At 63.2% G+C, this 25515-nt stretch carries 9 protein-coding genes and 3 tRNA genes; 3 read left to right on the forward strand and 9 right to left on the reverse strand.

What is annotated here, in order from left to right; translation table 11 throughout:
- Positions 1 to 51: 51 nt before the first annotated feature.
- Positions 52 to 1809, reverse strand: coding sequence for a GGDEF domain-containing protein (locus KI612_RS04620; RefSeq protein ID WP_226442658.1), 1758 nt, complete (start codon positions 1807 to 1809; stop codon positions 52 to 54).
- A gap of 46 nt (positions 1810 to 1855) precedes the next feature.
- Between KI612_RS04620 and KI612_RS04625 the strand changes: the two genes are divergently transcribed.
- Positions 1856 to 1929: transfer RNA gene (locus KI612_RS04625), tRNA-Thr, on the forward strand.
- Positions 1930 to 2112: 183 nt separating this feature from the next.
- Here the strand turns inward: KI612_RS04625 and KI612_RS04630 are convergent.
- Positions 2113 to 2343, reverse strand: a complete 231-nt coding sequence (locus tag KI612_RS04630; RefSeq protein WP_226442659.1) for a hypothetical protein — start codon at positions 2341 to 2343, stop codon at positions 2113 to 2115.
- Between the two features lie 184 nt (positions 2344 to 2527).
- On the opposite strand from KI612_RS04630, the gene KI612_RS04635 reads away from it, so the two are divergent.
- Together KI612_RS04635 and KI612_RS04640 are read left to right on the forward strand one after the other, a co-directional pair.
- A tRNA-Gly gene (locus KI612_RS04635) sits at positions 2528 to 2603 on the forward strand.
- A 9-nt stretch (positions 2604 to 2612) separates the two neighbouring features.
- Positions 2613 to 2689: transfer RNA gene (locus KI612_RS04640), tRNA-Val, on the forward strand.
- Between the two features lie 22 nt (positions 2690 to 2711).
- Here KI612_RS04640 and KI612_RS04645 read toward each other — a convergent pair.
- The 7 genes from KI612_RS04645 to KI612_RS04675 form a co-directional block, all read right to left on the reverse strand.
- Positions 2712 to 4040: a TolC family outer membrane protein gene (locus tag KI612_RS04645; protein ID WP_226442660.1), complete on the reverse strand. Its 1329-nt coding sequence runs from the start codon at positions 4038 to 4040 to the stop codon at positions 2712 to 2714.
- A 1-nt stretch (position 4041) separates the two neighbouring features.
- On the reverse strand, positions 4042 to 5433 hold the full coding sequence (locus KI612_RS04650) for an HlyD family type I secretion periplasmic adaptor subunit (RefSeq protein WP_226442661.1): 1392 nt from the start codon (positions 5431 to 5433) through the stop codon (positions 4042 to 4044).
- Positions 5420 to 7177 (reverse strand): type I secretion system permease/ATPase, encoded by a 1758-nt coding sequence (locus tag KI612_RS04655; RefSeq protein WP_226442662.1) that lies wholly within the window; start codon positions 7175 to 7177, stop codon positions 5420 to 5422. Before KI612_RS04655 ends, KI612_RS04650 begins: the two co-directional genes overlap by 14 nt.
- Positions 7174 to 10704, reverse strand: a complete 3531-nt coding sequence (locus KI612_RS04660) for an O-linked N-acetylglucosamine transferase family protein (protein WP_226442663.1) — start codon at positions 10702 to 10704, stop codon at positions 7174 to 7176. Before KI612_RS04660 ends, KI612_RS04655 begins: the two co-directional genes overlap by 4 nt.
- Positions 10688 to 13249, reverse strand: a complete 2562-nt coding sequence (locus KI612_RS04665) for an O-linked N-acetylglucosamine transferase family protein (protein ID WP_226442664.1) — start codon at positions 13247 to 13249, stop codon at positions 10688 to 10690. Before KI612_RS04665 ends, KI612_RS04660 begins: the two co-directional genes overlap by 17 nt.
- Positions 13250 to 13269: 20 nt before the next feature.
- Entirely contained in the window at positions 13270 to 14670 is a 1401-nt protein-coding gene (locus KI612_RS04670) for a tetratricopeptide repeat protein (protein ID WP_226442665.1), read from the reverse strand.
- Between the two features lie 75 nt (positions 14671 to 14745).
- Positions 14746 to 25452 (reverse strand): beta strand repeat-containing protein, encoded by a 10707-nt coding sequence (locus KI612_RS04675; RefSeq protein ID WP_226442666.1) that lies wholly within the window; start codon positions 25450 to 25452, stop codon positions 14746 to 14748.
- Positions 25453 to 25515: the final 63 nt, after the last annotated feature.

The raw sequence follows: 25515 nt of genomic DNA on the forward strand, positions 1-25515 counted from the left end.
CGTTAATGCAGGCGTGAGGGGGTTACGTGGCGGTCAGGCAGCTTGCTGCCATCAGCTGCTGACCACCCGGTTCTTGCCGGTTTTTTTCGCTTCGTACATTGCCTCGTCGGCGCGCTTGATGACGCTGGCCTGACTGTCTTCCGGCAGCATTTGCGTGACGCCGGCGCTGAATGTGATCAGGACTTTCTCGTTGTCGTGCATGAAGAATTTCTTGGTCAGTTCGCGCTGCAGGCGGGTGAGGGCGCTGATCGCATCTTCCAGCGGCGTTTCCGGCAACAGGACGATGAACTCCTCGCCGCCGTAGCGGGCCACGGTGTCCTGCGGGCGCAGGGTTTCGCGGCAGACCGTGGCGAGGTGGATGAGGGCTTCGTCGCCGGTGTCATGCCCCATCGTGTCGTTCAGTTTCTTGAAATTGTCGATATCGAGCAGGCCGACGCAGAGCAGGGTGTCATGGCGCTTCGAGCGGGCTGTTTCCTTCTCGAACATTTCTTCCAGGCCGCGCCGGTTGAGCGTACCGGTCAACTGGTCGTAACGCACCAGATTGCTGGTGTTCTCCAGTTCGGCTTCGAGTTCGCGAATGCGCGCTTCCGATTCTTGCACTTTTTTCTGGGTCGACCGCAGCTCGTCGCGCGAGCGCAGTGCGTTGATCTGGATATTGCGCGTTTCGTGCATGACTTCGCCGAGCACGCTTTCCAGTTCGCTGATGTCGTTGGCGGCGCTGATCTTGCCGGCGTAGCCCTCGATCTTGTCGTGATAGTCCGAGGTGACTTCGGCAAAACTGGCCAGCTGGTCCACAAAACCGGCCAGCATCTGCTTGATCGATTCGCGGGCGTCGAACAGGCTGGCCTTGAGCATGCTCTGCTTGTACAGCACTTCCTTCAGGCGGCGCTCGGCATCGTCGACGGCGCGCTGGGAGAGCGGCTTGTCGATGATTTCGCGGACGACTTCAATCTGGCCATGCAGCCAGCGATCGTCGAGCACCAGCTCGGTCATGTTCTCGACCAGCAGACGCAGCAGGCTGAGCAGGCTGCGCCGCAGTTCGGCCTGATCCTCGGCGAGCAGTTCCAGCTTGAAGGCAAAGCGCTTCAGGCGGGTGAGGAACTCGGCGATCTGGTCTTCGTTCCTCGCCTTGCGGATATCCGCGGCGAGCGCCTTGGCATCGGTCGACAGCACCGGACTTTCAACCAGTTGCGCCGCGATCGCGGTTTCCAGCGTGAAGGCAAACAGCTCGCGCAACTCCGGCAGCAAATTGGTCGGCTCAGCGGTCGACGCACGGGAAACGGCATTTTCCGGCGGGGCGGGTTCGCTGCCATTGCCGTTCTCCTGTTCGCGGCCCTGGCCCCAGGAGCGCAACAGGTTCTGCAGGCGGGTGAACAGCGTTTCCGGGTTGTTGGCGCTGCTACTCAGGACGTGCTCGAGCGACTCGCGCTTGCGGGCAACGGTCAGGCCGACGTGCTTGGCATCCCATTGCCGGACGAGGTCGGTAATCAGCTCGGACCAGGTCAGTTTCTGGACTTCGGTCAGGGCGCTGACGAACTCGACCAGGCGGTTGCGGTAATCGTCCCAGCTGCCGGCCTTGACCGCTTCATCCAGTTGCCGGGCGAGGCGCAACTGTTCGTTGCTGGCCTTGGGCAAGGCTGCGGCCAGTGTGCGCAGCTGCTTTTCCGGGAAGGGCTCGGGGGCGGCCTTGATGCCGGCAATTTCCTGGTACAGGGTCAGGTAATTGTCCGGCGTCGGGGGGACGCGACGGGCCGCCAGCAGGCGGAGCGTTTCACGGGCAATTTCGAATGGGTTGCTTAGCGTGCTCATGTTGTTGTGCGATCGATCAGGCTATAATTCGGCCCGATTGTTCCGGGCCCCCGTAGCATGAAGGTCGTGCAGTTGATTTGTAATCATCAGGTAGCGGTTCGATTCCGTTCGGGGGCACCAGTAAAATCAAGCATTCAAGCCATTCTTCGGAGTGGCTTTTTTGTTTTCCGGCGTCTTTCCCGATTTGTCGCATCGCTGTGCCGTTCTGGTCATCCATGACTGATCCAAGATCATAACCGGGGTGGCGGTTGCAGAAAACGCAATTTGCACAGACTTGCAGTTTGCTGCCCCGGCAATTTTTGCCTAGGCGCGCAGATTGACCAGCGTTCCCAGCATTGCGTCACCGGTCTTGATTACATTGGCGGCGGCCTTGGCATCGATCGCGCTGCGGCTGAGCTCGACCATGCTGCTCGCCATCGCACTGTTGTCGCTGCTGCTGCCGAAGCCGGCGATACGGGCGCCGGCGATGGCGCTGCGGTTCATGCCGGCCTGCATGCTTTGCATGCCGTAGGACAGGATGGAGCTGACGGACATGGGGGGCCTTTCGTGAATTGATCTGCAGGCAAAAGCATCTCTTGTGCCTGAAAGCCGTTGTGCCGCAGGTGTTTTGGCATTTTTCCGCAGTCGGGAAACAAATCTTGCAAGGGGGGCTTGCAAATCCTGATCGGGAATTTATAATGCGCGCCCTTCCCCGATGATTGTTGCGTGGAAGTACAGGGCGGCAGTAGCTCAGTTGGTAGAGCGATACCTTGCCAAGGTATAGGTCGAGAGTTCGAGACTCTTCTGCCGCTCCATTTTCCCATGCGTCCTTAGCTCAGCTGGTTAGAGCGCCACGTTGACATCGTGGAGGTCGGCGGTTCGATTCCGTCAGGACGCACCAGCCCCGCCATCCGTTTGCCGGATCAGGGGGCGGTACTGTTCAGCAGGCTGCTGATCAGCAGAATCTCTTCTTCGTCCAGCATGTTTGCCATGGCCTTCAGGCGCAGGCGGCTCATCACGAACTCGTGGCGCGAGCGCGACAGCTCGAGCTGCATGTTATAGACCTGGCGCTCGGCATTCAGGACATCCAGTGTATTGCGCGTACCGGCCTCGACGCCGCGCCGGGTCGATTTGAGTGCCACCTGGCTGGCAAGCAGGGCCTGGTTGAGCGAATTGAGCCGTTCGCGGCCCTGCATGATGCCGTTGAATTCCTTCTGGACCCGGGTTTCCAGGTCGCGACGGATGCCTTCATAAACGGCCTGGGCGCGCTGATGCCGGGCGCGCGCCTGGGTGGTTTCGGCGTTGACGTAACCGCCTGCGAAAATCGGCACATTGAGCTGGACACCCGCCGAATTCAGGTCGTAGCGCGAGTTGACCGTTGAGACGGTTTCGCTCTCCGAGCGCGATTTGGTAACTACCAGGTCTACGGTGGGCAGATGTCCGGCCCGGGCGCGATTGACGGTCCACGCTGTTTCATCGATGCTTTTGCCCGCGGCCTGCAGTTCGGGGTTGGTCTGCAGGACCAGGTCGCGCCACGCGGCAAAGTCGGCCGGCGCGAGTTGCAGAGCGCTCAGCCTTTTTTCATCCAGGGCAACAATCCCTGTGACGTCGACGCCGAGCAGGGCGGCGAGTTTCTGGCGCGCATTGGCGAGCAGGTTTTCCGTGGCGAGCACTTCCGAGACGGCAATGGCAAGCCGGGAGGCGGCTTCGTCGATTTCAATGCGCGTGCCGGCACCGCTGCGGAATGACTTGCTGGCGGCGTCCTGCTGCGCTTCCAGCGAAGCAACCAGGAAGCGGGCCAGGCGTAGCTGGTCTTCGGTCAGCAGTGCGTCGAAATAGGCCTGGGCGACCCGTACGGTCAGTTGCTGTGCTGCTGCGCTCAGGGTGAAATCGGCCGCTTCGCTATGCGCAACGGTGCGCTTGTAGTCGGCGATGTTCTGGAAGCGGATCAGCGGCTGGCGCAAGGACCAGGCATCGACGCTGGAGTCGTAGCGGGTCGGATTGTTGCTCGCGCCCTGGCGATCGAGTTCATTCTTGTAGCGTGATGCCGAGAAGGACAGCGACGGCAGCAGGCCGGCCAAGGCCTTGCCTTGCTCGGCGCGCTCGTAGCCGGCATCGGCCTGGGCGACCTGCCAGGTCGGGTCGTTTTGCAGCGCATATTGCCAGGCCTGGCGCAGGTTGACCGTCTCGGCCCGGAGCATGGATGCGGCAAACAGCGGCAGCAAGGCCGCAACGAGAAGTCGCTTTTTCATCTCAGGGTTCCCGCAGCGCCGAGAACATGCGCTGGGTCAGCGGTTTCATCAGGTAAGCGGCAAAGGTGCGTTCGCCCGCCTTGATGATGACATCGACCGGCATGCCCGGGTGCAGGTGGTGGTTGCCGAGTTTTTTCAGGCCTTCCGGTGTGACTTCGACGCGGGCCAGGAAGTAGGGCAGACCGGTCAGCGGGTCGGTGTGGCGGTCGGAGGAGACCGAGCTGACCCGGCCCTCGACCACCAGTTGCGGCCGATCGGTGAAGGCATTGATGCGGACATCGGTGGCCTGGCCGGGATGAATGCGGTTAACCATGCCCGGCTGCACCTGGACATCGAGCAGCAGCGCATCGCCTTGCGGCACGATTTCGAGAATGCGCCCGCCCGGTCCGACAATGCCGCCGATCGTCTGGGTTTGCAACGAGACCACCTGGCCGTCGGCGGGGGCGCGTACGACCGTACGCGCGTATTCATCGCGCACCGCCTTGAGGCGTTCGGTCAGTGCCGACAGGTCGCGCTGGGCCTCGACCAGTTGCGCTTCGACATCGCGCAGGAAGTCCTGGCGCAACTGCAACTGGCGCAGGCGGATTTCGGCGGCCTGGCTGGCGTTTTTGGCAATGCTGGCCTGCAGTTCGCTGGTCACGCTGGACAGTTCTGCCTGGGTGCGTTCCTGGGCGAGCAGTTGGTTGCGCGACGCATAGCCTTCGGCAACCAGACCGCGCATGCCGTCGATTTCCTGCTGCAGGAAGCCGGACTGCTGGGTGCGGGCGCTCAGTTGCTGGCGGGTGCCCTGCAACTGCTTGTCGAGGGCAGCCAGATTCTGGCCGTAGATCGCCTGTTCGTTGTCGAGCGCCGACTTGCGGGTCTTGAACAGGTGTTCCTGCGCGTTGACCAGTTCCTTGCCCCAGGGCTCGGCAAAATACACCTTGATCTCTTCCGGATACTGGATGCTGCTGCCCTGGCTTTGCTCTGCCTTCAGGCGGGCGAGGCGCACCGCCGCGGCAAAATATTGCTGCAGTATGGTGTCCTGCGCGGCCTTGGCCTGCACGTCCTCAAAGGTGACGAGGATGTCGCCGGCCTTGACCTCCTGGTTTTCCTTGACGCGGATGCTGGCAACGACGCCGCCGGTCAGGTGGGAGACGGTCTTGCGCTTGGATTCGACGGCCACCGAACCGCTTGCCACGACACCTTCTTCAAGGGGGGCGAAAAAGGCCCAGATCAGGAAACCGCCGAAGCCGAAGATGATGATGTTGCGGCCCAGATTCATCGCCTGGCGCGGATTCTCCCAGTCGTCGAGCGCTGGATCGATGTTTTTCACGCGCGGGAAAATGAAGCCCTTGAAGGCGATGCGCAGCTGTTGCAGGAAACGGCGAAGGGGAGATTTACTGGGGCGCATGGCCATTTTCCACGGCAGGCGGTTGCTGGGGCAGGGTCTTGGCGGACGCATTGGCCAGGCTCTGCAGCACGAGGTCGCGCGGGCCGAACAGCGCCACCTGGCCATCCTGCAGCATGAGGATCAGGTCGCAGTTGCGGATCGCATTCGGGCGATGGCTGACCAGGACGATGGTCTGGCCGCGTTCATGGGCCAGCTTGAGGGCTCCGTCAAGGGCCAGTTCGCCGGCCTCGTCGAGATTGGCGTTCGGTTCGTCGAGAAAGACCAGGGCGGGGGTGCCGTACAGCGCACGGGCCAGGCCGATGCGCTGGCGTTGACCGCCGGACAGGAAGGTGCCGCCGCTGCCGACTGGCGTGCCATAACCCTGCGCCAGACGCCGAATGATGTCGTCGACGCCGGCTGCCGCAGCGGCGGCGAGGATGGCCTCGCTGTTCAGTTCGCCATGGCGGCAGATGTTTTCGGCGACCGTGCCGTCGAACAGTTCGACATCCTGCGGTAGATAGCCGATATGCGGGCCGAGGTCGGCGCGCGGCCAGTGCTGCATGTCGGCGCCGTCGATGCGGACGAGGCCGTTGAGCGGCTTCCAGACACCAGCCAGAACACGCAGCAGCGACGACTTGCCGGCGGCGCTGGCGCCAACCACGGCAACGCTGGCGCCGGCCGGAATGCGCAGGGTGATGTTCTTGAGCGTCGGCGTCGTTGAGCCGGGCGGGCCGGCATAGACGTTTTCGAGGAAAATCTCACCCTTCGGGGCCGGCAGCTTGACGCCGGAAAAGCCGGGCTCGGGCAGTGACAAGGCGTGGTCGATCCGCTTCCAGGCTTCGTGCGCATCGATCCATTGCCGCCAGGAGGCGATCAGTTGCTCGATCGGCAGCATCATGCGGCTGGCCAGGATGCTGCCGGCGATCATGCCGCCGGGGGTGAGTGAACCGTCGACGGCGAGCATCGCACCGGCGCCGAGAATCAGGCCCTGCTGCAGCAGGCGGAAGAAGTGCGTGAAGGACGAGACATGCGCGGCGCGGTCGCTGGCGCGGGCCTGCTCGTAGAGGTGGCCGTCCTGGGCGGCCTGCCAGCGCCCGGTCAGGGCGGGCAGCATGCCCATCGCCTCGACCACTTCGCCGTTGCGCTGATTGACGTCGCTGATCTTCCTCGCTTCATGGGCGTGCGCGTTGGCGCGTGACAGCGGATGCTGGGTCAGCAGTTCGGTGACATAGGTCAGGATGGACAGGATGACGGCGCTGACCAGGGCGATCAGGCCGAGCCAGGGGTGCAGCATCATCGTGACGACAAAGTAGATCGGCACCCAGGGCGCGTCGAGCGCGGCGAGCATGGCCGGGCCGGTCAGGAAGTAGCGGATCTTCGCCAGGTCGCCGAGCAGCGAGCGGCCGGCGCTGCTGCCCTGGTCGATGTTCAGGCGGTGCGCGGCGGCGAGCAGGCGCTTGCCCAGTACATGGTCGAGACGCACGCCAACGCGGACCATGATGCGGCTGCGCGACCATTCGACCAGGCTGAGCACGCCGAAGAGAAACAGCGTGATCAGGCTGAGCATGAGCAGGGTCGTCATGTTGCGGCTGGTCAGCACCCGGTCGTAGACCTGCAGGCTGTACAGCGACGGCGCCAGCATCAGGAAATTGATGACCAGGGAGAAGGCGAAGACCGAAACCAGTGTCGAGCGCATTTCCCAGAGGGCCGCGATCAGCGGTGAAGCGAGCAGGGTGCTGCCCGGTGTCTTTTGTGCTTGGCTCATGCGTGATCTTTCTTGTCGCCGGCGCAGGCGTCAGCCCAGATGTCGGTGTACAGCGCCTCGATGTCGCGGACAAAGCCGGCAGTGTCGAAAAGCGGCGTCGTCAGGCGGTTGACCGCCAGTTTTTGCCGTAAATCGGCGAGTTGTTGCGGCTGGCGGCCGAGTTCGATGGCGAGTGCTTCGTAGTGATCGAAATCGCCGGCGATCATCTCCGGCATGCCGACCGCACTGACCAGGCTGGCGCCGACCCGCGAGGCAAAGCGCTCGCCGGGGAGGGTGAGGACGGGAACGCCGGCCCACAGCGCATCGCTCGCCGTCGTGTGGCCGTTGTACCAGTAGGTATCGAGAAAGAGGTCGGCGTGGCGCAGGCGCGACAGATGCTGCGCCTTGGACATGATCTTGCCGAATACCAGTCGCGTCGCGGCAACACCGTGTGCTTCGGCTTCCCGGCGCAGATTGGCTTCGGTCTGGACCTGGCCGGCGCACAGCCAGAGCACGCTGTCCGGTACGGCCTTGAGGATGTTCATCCAGCGCGTCCAGATCAGCGGGTCGATCTTGTAATGCGTACAGAAGCAGGTGAACACCACGCCGCTTTCCGGCAGGCCGCAGGCGGCGCGCGTCGGTTGCGGTTCGGCGATTTCCTGCTCGCGGTCATTGACCTGGTAGCAGTGCGGCAGGTAGGCGAACTTTTCCGAATAGGAAGCCTGTGCCGCCGGCGGAGTGACGATGCGGTCGGTGATGATCCAGTCGATGAAATCGGCGCCCATGCTGCCCGGATAGCCGAGGTACTGGACCTGCACCGGCGCCGGGCGGAAGGCGAAAATCTCGCTCTTGCAGTCGCGGGTATAGCCCTTGAGGTCGATCAGGATGTCGATTTCGTCGTCATGGATGCGCTGCGCGATGGCCGCGGCGCCCTGGCCGCGCAGCTCGTTGAAGTGCTCGATGTCGTGCAGGGCTTGCCGGCGGTAGTGGCTGCCGTCGTCCGGGCCCCATGAATAGGCGTGGATGGAGAAGCGGCTGCGGTCGTGCAGCTTGAACAGCCCACGCATCAGGTGCATCGTCGCGTGATCGTGGAAGTCGCTGGAGGCGTAGCCGATGCGCAGTTTGCTGCGGTGTACCGGTCGACGTGGTGAAAAGGGCAAAATTCCCCTGGCCAGATTGGCGGCACTGCGTTTGGCGGCGACCAATTGCAGGCTTTCCGGGATGTCGACTGGTAGCGAGAGCAGCACGAAGGGCGGAATCTCGGCTTGCAGATTGCCATCCGGCGCCATGTGTTCGACCAGGTGGCGGGCTTCCGGCAGCACCTGCTGCCAGTCGCAGAATTTCATCGACAGGTGCAGGGCCTCGGCGCGGGCGCCGAGATGGCTGGGATTGAGCGCCAGGCAGCGCTGCTCGCAGGCGAGCGCCTCGGCAAAGCGGCCGGTGAAGCCGTAAAGGGCGCCGAGGTTGAACAGCGCGCTGAAGTAATTCGGGTCGATGTCGATGGCGCGCCGGTAGGCGGCTTCGGCAGCCGGGAAATCGCCCAGCCCCTGATAAACCACGCCGAGGTTGTAGCTGGCGCGCGAATGCCCCGGGCTGCGCGCGAGGACGGACTGGAAGTGAGTAACCGCTTCGTCGTCGCGTCCCTGTTTATGTTGCAGGACGCCGAGGTTGTATTCCGACTCGATATGCTGCGGATCGGCAGCCAGCGCTTCGACGAGGGCGGCTTCGGCTTCTTCGTGGCGGCCGAGTTCCGACAGGGCGGCACCCAGGTTGTTGAGCAGGGCCGGGTTGCCGGGCGCCATGGAAAGTGCCGTTTTTGCCATGTCGACCGCTACGTCCGGCCGGCCGAGCTGGCGTTCGACATCGGAAAGCTCGCGCAGCGCGGCGAGGTGCTTCGGTTCCCTGGCGAGCGCCGCAGTGTAGCAGTCGCGCGCTTCGGCGATGCGGCCGGCGTCCTTGTGCAGGTTGCCGAGATTGCACAGCGCATCGTGGAAATCGGGCTTGAGGCGCAGGGCTTCCTGGTAGGCAGCCTGGGCGCAGAGGGTGTTGCCTTCGCGCCGGCAGATCATGCCGTACAGCGTCCAGATGTCCGGGCGCCGCGTTTCGAGGTCGAGGGCGCGTTCGATCAGCAGGCCGGCGCGCGGGCCATCGCCCTGCTGGTGCGCGGTCAGCGCATCCATGACGACCGGGTGGGCGGCTTGCCGGTTGGCGAGCAGGGCCTGCAGTTCGCCATGCAGGGCGTGGCTGACGCTGGCCCAGTCGCCGCTGCTCGCCTGGCGGAACAGGCGGGCCGACGGATACCAGTAGCTGCGCGTCGGCGTGCCCAGCCAGCGCCAGTCGGCGACATGCATGAGCATGACCCAGACGCGCTTGCCGAGGGCGCCGGCAAGATGGGCGACCGAGGTGTCGGAGGTGATGACCAGGTCGAGCGCCATGATGTAGTTGGCGGTATCGGTGAAATCCTGGATTTCCTGGTCGAGATCGATGATCGGGTCGGTCGGGCGCAGGTCGTTGCGACCGTCGCCCTTCTGCAGGCCGAAGAAGCGCACGCCGGGCTGGTCCCACAACGGGCGCAGTACATCGAGGCGTGGCGAACGGAAACGGTCGTTCTTGACGCCGGGATTGCCGGCCCAGACGATGCCGACCTTGAGCGCAGCCGGATCGCCGGCCAGTTCGTTCAGGCGGCTGGCGGCGGCGCCGGGATTCGGGGCGCTCAGGTAAGGCAAGCCGGGAACGCCGGCGAGTTCGAGCTGCAGCACATGCGGCAGGCTCATCACCGAGAGCTGGCAATCGAAAGGCGGCAAGGCCTCGCCCATCGGAATAACTTGCGCGACACCCGGCAGGCGGGCCACCAGGCGGGCGAGCGGGGGCAGGACTTCGAGCACGACCCGGCCGCCACGTGCCGCGACCCAGGGCACGAAGCGCAGGAACTGCAGCGCGTCGCCGTAACCTTGTTCGCAGTAGAGCAGGATGGTCTTGCCGGCGAGCGGTTCGCCGTTCCAGCGCGGCTGCGCGAATTCGCGCGGCACCGGTAGACGGCGCAAAAAGCGCGATTCGTAGCCGGCGAAGCCTTCCCGGTAACGGCCGCCGGCAAGCAGGGCGAGGGCGCGATCCCATTGCGGGTCGGCCGCGCCGGCCTCGAGTTCGAGCGCCTTGTCGTGCCATTGCACGGCTTCGGCAAAGCGGCCGAGGTCGGAGAGCACGCAGCCGATATTGTTGGCCGCACCACTGTTCGGGCGCAGCTTGAAGGCGATCAGGTAATGCGCCAGCGACTCGTCGGGCGAGCCTTCCCAGCGTTCGAGATTGGCCAGGTTGGTGTGCGCGTCGGCATAGTCGGGCGAGCGCGCAATCGCCTGCAGGTAGGCGTCGCGGGCACCGGCGATGTCGCCCTGCGCCTTGCGGATCATGCCGCACAGCGTCCAGGCGTCGGCCCGGCTGCTGTCGACCTGCATGTAGCTGGCGACCAGGGCGGCGGCCTGGGCGTATTCCTTTTGCTCGTACCCGGCGAGTGCCGCGGTCAGCAGGCTGTCGTCAATGGGTGCTGGCATCCGGGGCGTTGGGCGCTTGGTAACGGGAGGGCTTGATCGCCTTGAGGGCGAACGAGAAGGTGGTGTTGTCGTCCTGGCTGAAGGCGGTGCTGAAATCCGCCTTGAAAATGTAGCGGAAATCGCTCATCGCGGTGCGACCGACCTGGGCGATGTACTGCGCCTGATCGAGGAAGATGAAGTTTTCCGGCTGGATGACGCGGGTGTGCGAGGGATCACCCCAGGCCCACGGCGAATGGCGTGATGGGCAGGTGCCGATGAGCAGGCCGCCCGGCCGCAAAATGCGCCACAGTTCGGCGAACTGCGCGAAGAAGAACTTGTAGTCGCCCTGCTGGCCGGTGTGTTCGAGCACTTCGTAGGCGTGGATCTCGTCGAAACTGTTGTCCTCGAAGGGCAGCGGCAGTTGCGTCAGGTCCCAGACCAGGTCTGGTTTATGGTCGGCATTGATGTCGAGCGTGGTCAGGTTGTGCCAGTCCTGGCGGCCGTTGGCGGCCAGTTTCTTGACGCGGCTGGAGCCTGCGCCGATCAGCAGTTCGCGGTAATCCTGCACGGGTGATGCCTCCTCGTCGGCGGGCAGCGGGTGGATCGTTGCCGGCGCCTGTCCTTTTTCATGGCGGGCCTGCATGGCCCGGTACAAACCTTCCAGATCCCGGGTAAAGGCCCGGGAGTCGAACAATTGACTGTTGCTGCGTGCCGCGACCAGCCGGGCAGCGACTTCGCCGCGCCAGACCGGATCGGTGGCCAGTTGCATGACGCGCGCGAAATAGCTGTCGGCATCGTGCGCGATCAGTTCCGGCAGGCCGACTGCACTGAGCAGGCTGGACGAGACGCGCGACTGGAAACTGTCGCCTTGCCAGGCCACCACCGGCACACCGGCCCACAGCGCATCGCTGGCCGTGGTGTGCGCATTGTACGGCTGCGTGTCGAGAAAGACATCGGCTTCGCCAATGCGCGCGATGTGCTCGGCGAGCGGCGCGACCGGCGCGAAGATCAGGCGCTGGCCGGAAATGCCGGCTGCTTCCGCGGCGGCACGCAGATTGGCTTCGGCTTCCGGGTTCGAACGCAGCAGCCACAGCACGCTGTCGGGCAGCGCCTGGAGCAGGCGACACCAGACCGCGAAGACCTCGCGGCGAATCTTGTAGGTGTGGTTAAAGCAGCAGAAGACGAGGCCACTCGGCGGCAGGCCGCAGGCGGCGCGACCCGGCCGGTTGCCAAGCGGGCGCTGGCGGTCGTTGCACTGGTAGCTGCCAGGCAGGTAGGCGGCGGCTTCGTCGTAGGCGGCGAGATGTTCCGGTGGCGTGACGATGGCGTCGGTGATCACGTAATCGACGAAGCCGGCGCCGAGTGTGCCCGGATAGCCGAGGTACTGCGCCTGCACCGGCGCCGGCCGCCAGGCGAGGATGCCGGTGCGTGAGTCGCGGGTGTAGCCCTTGAGGTCGACCAGGATGTCGATGCCGTCGGCCTGGATCTGGCGTGCGGCAGCCTCGTCGGTGAGGCGCCCGATTTCGCTGAAGTGGTCGAAGGCCTGCTTGAGGCGCTGGCGCATCCTGCCGCCATCGTCCGGGCCGCTCGAATAGGCGAACAGCTCGAAGTGCCGCTTGTCGTGCAGTTCGAAGACTTCGGCCATCAGGTAGGCGGTGGCGTGGTCGTGAAAATCGGAGGACAGGTAGCCGATGCGTAATTTGCCCGTTTTTACCGGTCGACCGCTGGCAACAGGCAAAAATGGCTGCACCGAACCGTAGCGGCGTTGTGCCCACGAGCGGGCGCATTGCTGCTGTTCTTCGCGCGTTGCCGGAATGGCGAGGAAGGCGAACGGGAATACCGTGCCGCCCTGGCGCACGCGCTGGCGGGCTTTCTCTTCGAGCGGTTCGGAAATGTCCCAGGCGCACAGCGACTGCGCCAGACGCAGCAGCGAGGCAGCCGCGTCGGCGTAGTCCGGGTCGATGCGCACGGCTTCGCTCAGGTTGTGCAGGGCTTCGCCGTTCTGGCCGGCATCCATGAGCAGGCCGCCGAGGTTGTAATAGGCGACCGCGGCCTGCGGGTCGAGACGGATCGCGTTGCGGTTGGCTTCGGCTGCCTCGCCGATCTTGCCGCGCGCCTGCAGGGTGGCGCCGATGTTGACCCAGGCCGTGGTGCTGGCCGGATCGGCGGCAAGCACGGCGCGCAACACCTGTTCCGACTCTTCCAGACGGCTCAGGCGGCGCAGCGCATCGCCGCGGCCAATGGCTGCCTGCGGGTTACCCGGGTTGAGTTGCAGGGCCTTGGCGAAACAGGCCTCAGCCTCGCTGTTGCGTTCGGCGGCGAGCAGGGCATTGCCCCAGTTGCCGAGCACGACGGCGCTGGCGGCCGGTGAGTCGGCGAGTTCATTGGCCCGGCTGTAGTGCCGGCAGGCATCGTCGATGCGGTTCTGCTTACGCGCGACCAGGCCGAGCAGGTGGTGGCCATCGGCCAGTTTCGGCTGGTTGGCGACCAGTTGTCCGGCCAGCTTGCCGGCCTCCTCGATGCGGCCGGCCGAGAAGGCCTGCATCGCGGCATTCAGCTGTTTCACTACGCTATCTTTGGCTTTGCTCATCGGGAAGTCGGTGGCGTTGTACTGAGGCGGGCGAGTTGCTTGCGCATGCCGGCAAGCGGCGCGGCCCAGTCGCCCAGGCGGGTCTGGTGGAAAAGGCGCATTGTCGGGTACCAGAAGGTTGTCTCGCCATCGCGCGGCCAGCGCCAGTCGACATTTTGCGGCAGGAACATCCAGGTCGGCAGGTTCAGGCTGGCGGCGAGGTGGGCTGGTGCCGAGTCGATGCTGATCAGCAGGTCGAGCTGGCTCAGGGCGGCCGCGGTGTCGGCCATGCTGCTCAGTTCCGGACCGAGGTTTTCCAGGCGCGGCAGCCAGGGACTGTCTTGATCGCGCGCCGGCAGGTCGCGCTGCAGGCTGACCCAGCAGACGTCGAGCGCGAGCAGCGGCGCGAGCTGGTCGAGTTGCATTGAGCGGAAACGGTCATTCGCATGCACCGGATTGCCGGCCCAGACCAGACCGACCTTGAGGCGCCCGCCGGCGACGGCGGCGAGGCGCGCCGCGAATTTTGCCGCCAGAACGGCGTCGACCGTAAAAGGCGCCGGGCCGGGGGCCAGCTTCGCCGGCGTGTCGAGACCGAGGTGCAGGGGCAGCGAAAGCAGGTAAACCCAGTAGTCGAAATCGAGATGGCGTGGCCGTGCCGCATGCACGGCCTTGAGGCCGGGCAGTCCGGCAAACAGCTGCGGCAGTCCGGGCGAAACCAGCATTTCGACTTCGCTCGCCTGGGCTGCAAGCAGCGGCAGCAAGGAGGAAAACTGGATCTGGTCGCCCAGGCCCTGTTCCCCGACCACCAGCAGGCGCTTGCCGGCCAGCGGTTCACCGCGCCACATCGGCCATTGCGTCTCGTCCATGATTGCCCAGGACGGCTTGTCTGGGCGTTCGTAACGGCTTTCATAGAGCGGCCAGGCGGCGCCAAACTTGCCGGCGTTGAGCAGGGTCAATGCCAGGTTCCAGCGGATGTCCGGCGTGTCCTGGCCGAGGGCGCAGGCCTGGCGCAACAACTGCTCGGCGGCATCGAGTTGTCCGGCCTGACGCAGGACAACGCCTTCGGCAGAAAGGCTGGCGATACCCTGCTCGGGTGACTGCAACGCCGCAGCCTGGCGGAATGCCGTTGCTGCTGCGTCGAAGCGGCCCAGCAATTGCAGGGCTACACCGTGATTGTGCCGGGCGACCGGGTTGTCGGCATGGCGGCGGACCGTTTCGGCAAAGACGGCACAGGCCGCTTCATTTGCGCCCTTGCTGATCAGCGCGGCGCCCAGCGCGAGCAGGGCTTCCGCCGGGAGTGCCAGGGTTTTCAGCCATGCGCAGACGAAGCTTTCCGGCGCCTCCAGCGATGCCAGGCGTTCCAGCAGGGGCTGGATTGCGTCAAGCACGGATTGCGCGGTCAGTTCTGTTTGCTGCATCGATAAGCGGATGAAAAAGGGCCGTCCGGATCGGACGGCCCCAAGATTAACGCATTCGCCGCTGATTCTGACGACTTAGACGAAGTCAGCCTGGGTCAGCGTCGTAGTCAGACCAACCAACTTCACTTCCATATCCACCGTGCCGTTGCCATCCTTGTCAATCTGCAGGACGGTGGCGACACCGGCGGCCGAGGTGGCTGCCGTCAGGCGGGCTTCCGGTCCTCCCAGGGTGCCGGTAAAGGCGGTAGTCCCCTTGAAGGTCAGGCTGGCCACGATATCGGTGAAGTCCAGCTTGTCGGCACCATGCACGAAGCCGGTGATGGTGTCGGCTGCTGCACCAACGCCGGAGTGCGCGAGGGCGCCGAAGACGAAGGTATCTGCCGCGCCGGCGTTGGCGACGAAGATATCCGCGCCGGTACCGCCGGTGACGTTGGTTGCCACCGAACCGGTCAGCGTGATGCTTTCTGCACCGCTGGTGCCGATGATGGTCTCCACGCCGCCGATCCGGAAAGTGCCTCCCGCCAGCAGGGTCAGGGTATCGGTCGAACCCGAGCCGGTGATTGTTTCAACACTGGAGGTCGAGATGGCACCACCGGCACCGCTGATGATCAGGTTGTCTGCGCCAGCCGAACCAAGCACCGTCTCGAAACCACCCGCCGTTACCGTGCCAGCCGACAGCAGGGTCAGCGAGTCGGAAGTTCCGGCGGTGCCAGTCACCGTTTCGACCAGCGACACCTTGATCGCACCACCAGCCAGCATGGTGACGACATCCGTGCCGGTAAAGCCAATCACGGTTTCAACCGAACTCACGCTCAGCGTACCGGAGGCGCGCAGGGTGACGGAATCCGCCCCGGTGGTACCGATTACCGATTCGATCGCGCTCAGGCTGAGCGCATCGGTCGTCAGCATCGTGATCCGGTCGCTGGTGCCGGCGGTGCCGGTGAGGGTTTCAATATCGGAGATGGTCAGCGTGCTGGTCCGCATGGTGACAGTATCAACACCGATCGAACCGAGCAGGGTATCGACGTCGGAGACCGAAATGCTGCCGGCCGCCATCATCTTGACCACATCGACGCCAGCCGAGCCGGTCAGGGTTTCGATACCGTTGATCTGCAGGTCAGTGATTGCAGCCGACAGGGTCACGGTATCGGTCAGGGCTGCCGAGCCGACCATGGTTTCAACACCACCGATGGTCAGGCCTGCCGAGGCGGTCAGCAAGCGGACGATATCCAGACCGGTGCTGCCGGTGACGGTTTCGACCAGGGAAATGCCGAGGTTGCCACCGGCCAGCATGGTCACCACATCGGTGCCGGAGGTGCCGATCACGGTTTCAATCACCGAGACGGCCAGCGTGCCGGCGGTCAGCAGCGTGACGATATCGGCCCCGGCGCTACCGATCAGCGTTTCTATGGCGCTGACCTTGATTGCTGCGGTGGTGAGCAGGGTAACGACGTTGGTACCGGCGCTGCCAGTCAGTGTTTCAACTCCGTTGATCGAGATTGCATCGGTGCTGTTCAGGGTCAGGGCATCAATGCCAACCGAGCCAATGAAGGTTTCGACGGCTGAAACCTTGATGCTGGTGCTGGCGGCAAGCAGGGTAACGATATCGGTACCCGTTGTGCCAAGCACCGAGTCGATGGCGCTGACCCTGAGATTGCTGCTTGTGCCGAGAAGCGTGACCTGGTCAGCAAATGTCGTCCCGATGACGGTATCGACCAGGGAAACTGAAACCGTACCGGCTCCTGCCAGGGTGATGACATCAATGCCACTGGAGCCGACCACGGTTTCAATCAGCGACACCTTGACACTGCCGGCGGCCATCAATTGCAGGACGTCGGTGCCGGTCGTGCCGGTCACGGTTTCGAAGGACGATACATTCACCGTTCCGCCTGCGCCCAGCAGGGTTACGCCGTCCGCACTGGCCGTGCCGATCAGGGTTTCGACGGCACTGCTGTTGAGGTTGGTGCTGGCGGCAAGCAAGGTGACGATATCGGCGCCGGTTGAGCCAACAACCGTTTCAATACCAAAGAGCTTGATGTTATCGGCATTGAGCAGGGTGACGATATTGGTGCCTGTGCTGCCGGTTACCGTTTCGATATCGGAGACATTGACGTTGCCACCGCCGAGCAGTGTCACCGCTTCCGTACCCGTGGTGCCGGTCAGGGTTTCAACCGAAGAGACAGACAGCAAGCCGGCAGCGAGCATGGTTACGGCATCGGCACCGGTGGTGCCGAGCACCGTCTCGATACTCGATACGCTTACCGTGGCGGAGGCCAGCGCGGTCAGGTTCAGGATGTCGATTCCGACCGTACCAACGATGGATTCAACTGCCGTGCCGGCGACCTTCAGTGTGCCGGCAGAAAGCAGGCTCACGATGTCGGTGCCGGTGGTGCCGCTGATGGTCTCGATAGCCGAAACCTTGATTGAGGCGGAAGCGCCGGTCAGCGAGACGCTGTCTGTCGTGGCGACCGTGCCAATCACCGTATCGACGCCGGAAAGCGTGATACTGCCGGCGGTCAGCATGGTGACCGTTTCGTTGGCCGTGGTGCCAATGACGGTTTCGATTCGGGAAACACGGACAGCATTGGCATCGAGCACGGTCAGGACGTCACCGGTGCCGGTAGTGCCGATCACGGTTTCAACGCGCGAGGTGCTGATGGCAACACTGCTTGTGCCAAGCAGGGTGATCGCATCGACGCCCGAAGAGCCGATCACGCTTTCAACCTGACTGACTTGCAGGCTGGCGGTTGCACCAAGCAGCGTTACGATATCGCCGGTGCCGGTCGTGCCGGTAATCTTCTCGATGCCGGCAAGGCCAATGTTGACTCCCGAAACTTCGTCCAGGGTCACTGCATCGGTGAGACCGATGGTCCCGATCACGCTTTCCACATCGCTGACCTTCAGCGCCGTGGTCAGGCCGCTCGTGGTCAGCATGGTGACGACATCGGTGCCGGTTGAGCCAATGACCGACTCGATGACCGAGATGGAAACCGCATCGGCGACCAGCATGGTGACCGTGTCGGTACCGGTGGTGCCGATCAGGGTTTCGATGTCGGATACCTTGAGGCCGGTTTCCAGCATGGTGATGATGTCGATACCGGTTGAGCCGAGCAGGCTTTCGACACCGGTGACGCGCAGGCTGGTTGCTGCGGCGAGCAGGGTGACCGTATCCGCCGTACCGGTTGTGCCGGCCAGCGTTTCAAAGCCGCTGATGCTCAGGGTGCCCGGGGTCAGCATCTTGACCGCGTCGGCGCCAATGCTGCCGATGACGGTTTCGACACTGGAAACCCAGACGGCGCCGGCGGTACCCAAAGTAACCACATCGGTGCCGGTGGTGCCGGTAACATATTCGACGCCACTGAGCCTGATTTCGCCCGAGGCGCCCAACAGGGTGACCGATTCAACCGCAGCGGTACCAATGACCGATTCGACGCCGGAAATCTGCATGGTGGTCGAAGCGCCGAGAATCGTGACGACGTCGGTGCTGCCGGTGGTGCCAATTACTGTTTCGATATCGGAAACCGCCAGGTTGGTCTGGGCGGCCAGCAGAACCACACCATCGGTGGTGCCTGCCGTGCCGATCACCGTCTCGATGCCCGACACCTTGAACTGGGTATGGGCGGCGAGCAGGGTGACAACATCAGCGCCGGTGCCGCCGATCAGCGTGTCGATATCGGACACCTTGAGAGCACCTGCGCCGCGCAGGCTGACGCTCTCCTGGCCACCCGTCGTGCCGATCAGGGTTTCGATGGCCGAAGCCGAGAGGCTGCCGGTGGTCAGCATGGTGATGACATCTGTGCCCGTGCTGCCGGTGATGCTTTCGATCACCGAAACGTTGAGGTTGCCGGCGGCCAGCATGGTGACCGCATCGGTTCCGGTCGATCCAACCAGTGTTTCGATGCCGGAAACCTTGAGCAGGATGGAGGCTGTTGCCAGGGTGATCACGTCGGTGCCTGTGCTGCCGAGCACGGTTTCAATATCCGAAACCTGGAGCTGAGCTGCGGCAAGCAGGGAAACGGCATCGCTGCCGGCCGAGCCGATCAGCGTTTCGACACCGGAAATCTTGAAGGCGGTCGAGGCGGCGAGCAGGCTGACCTGGTCGGTGCTGCCGGTGGTGCCGATCACCGTATCGATGCCGGAAACGGCAATGTTGCCGTTGAGCATGGTGACCGCATTGGGTGCGACGGTACCGAGCACTGTTTCGATATCCGATACAGCCATGCTGCCGGAGAAGGCCATGGTCAATACGTCGGTGCCCGTGCTGCCGGTGACGGTCTCGATCCGCGAGACAGAAAGGCTGCCGGCGGTAGCCATGTTGACAAGGTCGGTACCGGTGCTGCCAACAACGGATTCAACAGCGGATACGCTGAGCGTACCGGCTTTGAGCATGGTGACGATGTCCGTACCAGCGGCACCGATCACGGTGTCGATGTCGGAAATCTTCAAGGTGGTGCTGGCGGCAAGCAGTTGCAGTACATCCGCCGCGGTCGATCCGGAAACTGTTTCAATGGCAGAAACGGAGAGGGCAACGCCATCCGTGATGGTCAGGGCGTCGACACCGGTCGACCCGATGACGGAGTCAATTTTCTCGATCTGCAGTGCAGTCGTCGCGGCAAGCAGCGTCAGGACTTCAACGCCGGTCGTGCCGACCACCGATTCGATTGCCGAGGTCCGCAGGTTGCCAGCGGTCAGCATGGTGACCGTGTCGGCGGCACCGGTTGTACCCAGTACGGAGTCGACGCCGGAGATGCTGACCGAGCCAGCCGAGAGGAGTGTGACGATGTCGGTGGTGCCGGTTGTGCCAATGACGCTGTCGATGGCATTTACACCCAGGTTGCCACCGGACAGCATGGTGACGATTTCGGCCGCGGTAGTGCCGACCAGGCTTTCGATCGACGAGATCGACAGATTGCCGGTCGTCAGCATGGTGACTGCATCGGCGCCGGTGGTGCCGATCAGCGTGTCGATGCTGTCGATCTTCAGGCCCGGACTGGCGGTCAGCAGCGTGACAACCTCGACGCCGGTGGTGCCGGTCAGGGTGTCAATTGCGGAAATGGACAGCGCACCGGCCGCGGAAACGGCGACCGAATCCGCACCTGTACTGCCGATCACGGTTTCAATGCTGGAAATCTGTACGGTAGCGCTGTTGGCGGTGACCAGGGTCAGGACGTCAGTGCCAGTGGTGCCGCTAATGGTTTCAACGCCGGAAACGCGCAATGAACCGGTGTTGAGCATGGTGACGGCATCCACGCCGGTCGAGCCGACGACGCTGTCGATGTCGGAAACCTTGAGCGTGGTCGTGGCTGCCAGCAAGGTAACGGTTTCAACACCGGCCGTGCCAAGCAGTGTGTCGATGGCGGAAATCGCCATATTGCCGGCAGTCAGCACGGTGACCACATCGCTTGCCGTGGTGCCGGTCAGCGTTTCAATGGACGAGACGCTGAAGCTGCCGCCGCCGAGCAGGGTCAGCTGATCGGCACCGGTCGAGCCGGTAATGGTTTCGATGGCCGAGACGCTGAGCGGGGTCGTGGCGCTGAGCATCTGCACGCTGTCGGTGCCAGTCGAGCCGACGACGCTTTCAATGGCGCTGACCGCGATGTCGCCGGTTGCCAGCAAATTGACTGTGTCGCTTCCCGAACTGCCAACAATGGTGTCGACTTCGGAGATCGAGAGTGAACCGGCATTCGACATCGTGACGGCGTCGACACCAAAGGTGCCGAGCACGGTTTCGATATCCGAAACCTTGACCGGTGTGCTGTCCAGAAGGGTCAGTTGATCGGTGCCGGCTGCCGTACCAACGACAGACTCGACGCTTTGCACGGACAGGGTCGTGCTGACCATGGTAATCGTATCTGCACCGCCCGAGCCAACCACGGTGTCGATCTGGTCGACGCGCATTTGGCCACCCGTCTGCATTGTCACGACATCAACGCCCGTCGTGCCGTTCAGGGTTTCGACACCGGAAACGCGCAGGACGGCAGATGCGGTCAGCAGGGAAACGATGTCCTGGCCGGAACTGCCGGTGACAGCTTCGACGCCGGAGATGTTGATGGTGCCAGCAGTCAGCATGATGACTGCGTCACTGCCGGTCGAGCCGGTAATGGTGTCGATGTCGGATACTCTGACCGTCGATGCGTTGAGCAGGGTGATCGCGTCGGTGGTAGCGGTTGTGCCGGTCACCGACTCGACGCCGCTGATTTGCAGGTTGGTGGTGGCGACGAGCAGGGTCAGCGAGTCGGCCGTGCTGATCGAGCCAGTGACCGTGTCGATGTCGGAAATCGCCAGATTACCGCCGGTCAGCATGTTGACCGAGTCAGCCGCCGTAGTGCCCCAGACGGTTTCGACGCTGGACGTCGAAATCGCAGCGGCGCCCGCCTGCAGTTTGACGATATCGGTACCGGACGAGCCGACCACCGTTTCGATTGCCGAAATCAGGACGGTGCCCTGGGTCAGCAAGTTGATTGTTTCTGTCCCGGAGGTACCGGTAACCGTGTCGATCAGGGAGACGCGTACGCTGCCAGTCGTGGTCAGGGTCAGACTGTCGGCGCCGCTGGTGCCGATGATGGTTTCGACGCTGCTGGCGGTCAGTGCACCGGCAGCAAGCAGAGTGACGGTGTCGTAGCTTGCCGTGGTGCCAATCACCGTATCGATTGCATTGATCTTGAGCAGGGTCGACGGCGTCAGCATGGTGATGATTTCGGCACCGGTCGTGCCCGAAACCGTTTCAATGCCGGAAATGGCGAGCGAGCCGCCGGTCAGCATGGTCACCGAGTCGCTGGCGCCTGTGGTGCCGAGGATCGATTCAACGGAGCTTAGCGCAATATTGCCGGCATTCAGCATGGTGACGGTGTCGCTGCCGGTTGAGCCGGTAACCGATTCGACGGCAGAAACAACCAGCGGGCCGGAGGTCAGCATGGTGATGCTGTCGACGCCACTGGCACCGACGACGGTCTCGACGTCGGAAATGGAGACGGTTTCACCCGTTGCCAGAGTCAGGATGTCGGTGCCTTCCGTGCCGAGCACACTGTCGATCTGGGAAATCTTGATGCTGCCGGAAGTAAGCATGGTCAGCGTTTCGACGCCGCCCGTGCCGACAATGGTGTCGAAGTCGGAGGCAGCGATGGCGCCCGCCGTGAGCAGCGTGACGCCGTCGGCACTCGCCGTGCCGAGCAGGGTTTCAACCGAGGAGGTGACCAATGTCGTGCTGGCGACGAGCAAACTGACCGTGTCGGCGCCGGTCGAGCCGGTTACCGTATCGACGGCCGAGATGGCCAGCGAACCGGCGTTGCTCATGGTGACGCGGTCGACGCCGGTGGTGCCGACGACGGATTCGACGTCGACAATCTTGATGTCGGCAGCCGTCATCAGTACAACAGCGTCAGTGCTGGAGGTGCCGGTGACGGTTTCGATGTTGCTGACGGCGACGGACCCGGCGTTGAGCAGGGTCAGGCTATCGGCACCGGCTGCGCCGATCACGGTTTCGACTTCGGATACGGTCAATGCGCCAGCATTGCTGACGGTAACGATATCGGTGCCGATCGAACCCATTACGGTTTCGACCAGATCAATCTTGAGCGAACCAGCCCCTAGCATGGTGACAACGTCGGTGCCGCCAGCGCCGGTGACAGTTTCCACACCGGAGACCTTCAAGGTGGTCATGGAATTGACCAGGGTAACGCTGTCCTGGCCGACACCGCCAATGACGGAATCGATGGCATCAATGCTGATGCTACCCGAGGTCAGCAGGATCACTGTTTCACTACCGGTCGTGCCGACCAGTGATTCGATCGCCGAGGCGCGGATGGTGTCGCCGGTATTCAGCGTGACGGTGTCGCTGCCGGCCGAGCCCAGCACGCTTTCAACGGCGGAGACGGTCAGGCTGGTGGCATTTTGCAGGCGCAGGACGTTGATGCCGCCGGAGCCGATCACCGATTCAATGGCGTCAATGTTGACGGTGCCTGCATTGAGCAGGGTCAGGGTATCGGTGGCGCCGGTGCCGGTGACTGTGTCTACCGAGGAGGTCGAGATCGTGGTCGAGCCGCTGGCTAGCGTAATCGCATCGCTGCCGGAAGTGCCAATGACGGTGTCGATTTCGGAAACATTAAGGCTGGCTGCGGTTTGCAGGCGAACGATGTCAACATTGGTCGAGCCGGTAACGCTCTCGATCTGGGAGATCTTGATATCGACGCCACCGCTCAGGGCCAGTGTGTCGGTGCCGGTGCTGCCGGTGACCGTGCCGATCTGGGAGACATTGAGTGTGCCGCTGGTGAGCATGGTCACGGCGTCGGTGTTGCCCGTGCCGATCAGGGTTTCAACGCCGGAAATCTTGAGTTGGGTCGTCGCTGCAAGCAGGGTCAGCGTTTCCGTCGCGCCGGAGCTGATGACGGTTTCGACGCTGCTCACCGACAAGCTGACACTGCCGCTGCCTGTGGTGATGGTGATGTCGTCGGCGCCAGTCGTGCCAACGACCGTTTCAATTTTGTCGATCTTGACGGAGGCTGCGGTGCCGAGCAGGTTGAGCAGGTCTCCGCTGCCGGTTGTGCCGGTGACAGTTTCAACACGCGAAGTGGTCAGCGAACCGCCGTTGAGCATGGTGATAGCATCGGCGCCGGTGGAGCCGATGACCGTGTCGATATCGGAAACTGTCAGCGAGCCGCTGGTGCCGAGGAGGGTCAGGACTTCGTTGTCGGCAGTGCCGAGAACGCTTTCGATCTTGGAAATTGCGACATTGCCGCTGGCAAGCAGGGTCAGTGTGTCAGTGCCGGCGGTGCCAGTGACAGTTTCCACGGCAGAAGCTGCCAGCGTGGTTGTGGCCATTACGACCGCATCGGTACCACCCGAGCCGATGATCGTGTCGATGCCATTGAGTTCGATATTGCCGGCGTTGTTCAGGGTCACGATGTCCGTGCCGGTGCCGCCAATCAGTGACTCGACACCGGAAACACCGATGGTGGCCGCGGTGGACAAGGTGACGGTATCGTTGCCGGTCGAGCCCTGCAGGATGTCGATGTCACTGATGCTGACGACTGCGCTGGTGCCGAGCAGGCTCAGGGTGTCCTGGCCGGTGGTGCCGACGACGCTTTCGACGCCAGAGATGGCAAGAATGCCTGCTGTACGCAGGTTGACCGTGTCGCTGCCAGCGGAGCCGATGACGGTATCGACCAGGCTGACGTAGAGGCTGGTCGTGCCAGCCATCATGGTGATGATGTCGGCCCCGGCCGAGCCATTGACCGTGCCCAGTCCGGATATAGCCACACTGCCGCCGCCGGAGAGAGTCAGCGAGTCGGTCGATGCATTGCCGACTACGGTTTCGACGTTGGCCGTTGTAACGATTGTCTGGCTGGCATCAAGGGTGACAATGTCGGTGGTCGATGCCGAGCCGAGTACGGTTTCAATGTCGCTGACCTTGAGATTTCCGCCGGTCATCATGGTGACTGCATCGGTGTTGGTCGTGCCGATCACCGTATCGATGCCGGAAACCCGCAGCGTCAGACTGGCGGTGTCGAGCTGGACGCTTTCTGCGGCAGTCGTGCCGATGACGGATTCTACTGACGAAACGTTGATGGCGCCGCTGCCGGTCAGATAAACCGTATCGGTGCCGCTGCTGCCGATCAGGCTTTCGACGCCGGAGAGCGTGACGGAACCGTTGGTCAGCATGGTGATGGTGTCTGCGCCGGCGGTGCCGGTGATCGTATCGACAGCCGAAACACTGACGTCGGCGCTGGCGCCGAGCAGGGTCAGGCGGTCGGTCGTGCTCGCCGTGCCGATGACAGTGCCGAGGCCGCTGACGGAGAGAACGCCGCTGGAGAGCATCTGGACGCCATCGGTCGTCGTCGAGCCAATGACGGTATCGATACTCGAAACGGCAAGATTGGTCTGGGCCGAAGCCATGGTGACGACTTCAACCGCCGTCGTGCCAACCAGACTTTCGATGCTGGATGTTTCAACGCTGCCGGCGCTGGTGATGTAGACAATATCGCCGGTTCCGGTCGTGCCGATGATGCTTTCGATGCCGCTGATGCGGATGGTCGAGGCCGGGGCGGAAACAATCTGTACTGTGTCAGCACCGCCGCTACCGATCAGCGTTTCCACACCATCGACATTGACTGTTCCGGTAAGCGCGTTGAGCAGGGTGACGGTGTTGACGCCAGCCGTGCTGACGATTGTTTCGAATTTGTCGACGGATACAGCGCCCGCTGTCGCCAGGGTGACTGCATCGGTTCCCGTGGTGCCGATCACGGTTTCAATGCTGCTGATTTCCAGTCCGGTGGAAGCGTTGTCCAGGCGCAGGATGTCGGTGCCGGTCGAGCCGACAACGGAGTCGACATCGGAAATGTTCAGCGTGCCGGCGCCGAGTATGGTGACGGTTTCAGCGGTCGTACTGCCGATCACGCTTTCGATGCGTGAAATGCTGAGCGCGGCGGTGTTGGTGCTCAACTCCAGTGTTTCGCCAGTGCCGGTGGTGCCAACGACTGTTTCAATCAGGTCTATGGTCAGGTTGCCGGTGAGCGGGGAAAGCAGGTTGACCTGGTTAGTGCCGGCCGAACCAGTGATGGTCTCGATCCGGGAGATCGATACCGTGCCGGCGTTGAGCAAGGTGATGGCATCGGCATCGGTCGAGCCGACGATGGTTTCGACGCTGGAGACGCTGAGTGAGCCGCCTGATCCCAGAATTACCGTGTCTTGTCCGGAAGAGCCCTTGATGCTGTTGATTGTTCCATCAATGGTCATGCCATCAATATCGGTGGCGGAATTGACGATGGTTACTTGGGTTACGGACATGGCACACCTCTCAAGATTCGAATCAAGTCACCCGGCAAGGGACTATGGGCACAGACAGCAATT

The organism is Quatrionicoccus australiensis, assembly GCF_020510525.1.
In the GTDB taxonomy this organism is placed as follows: Bacteria; Pseudomonadota; Gammaproteobacteria; order Burkholderiales; family Rhodocyclaceae; genus Azonexus; species Azonexus australiensis_B.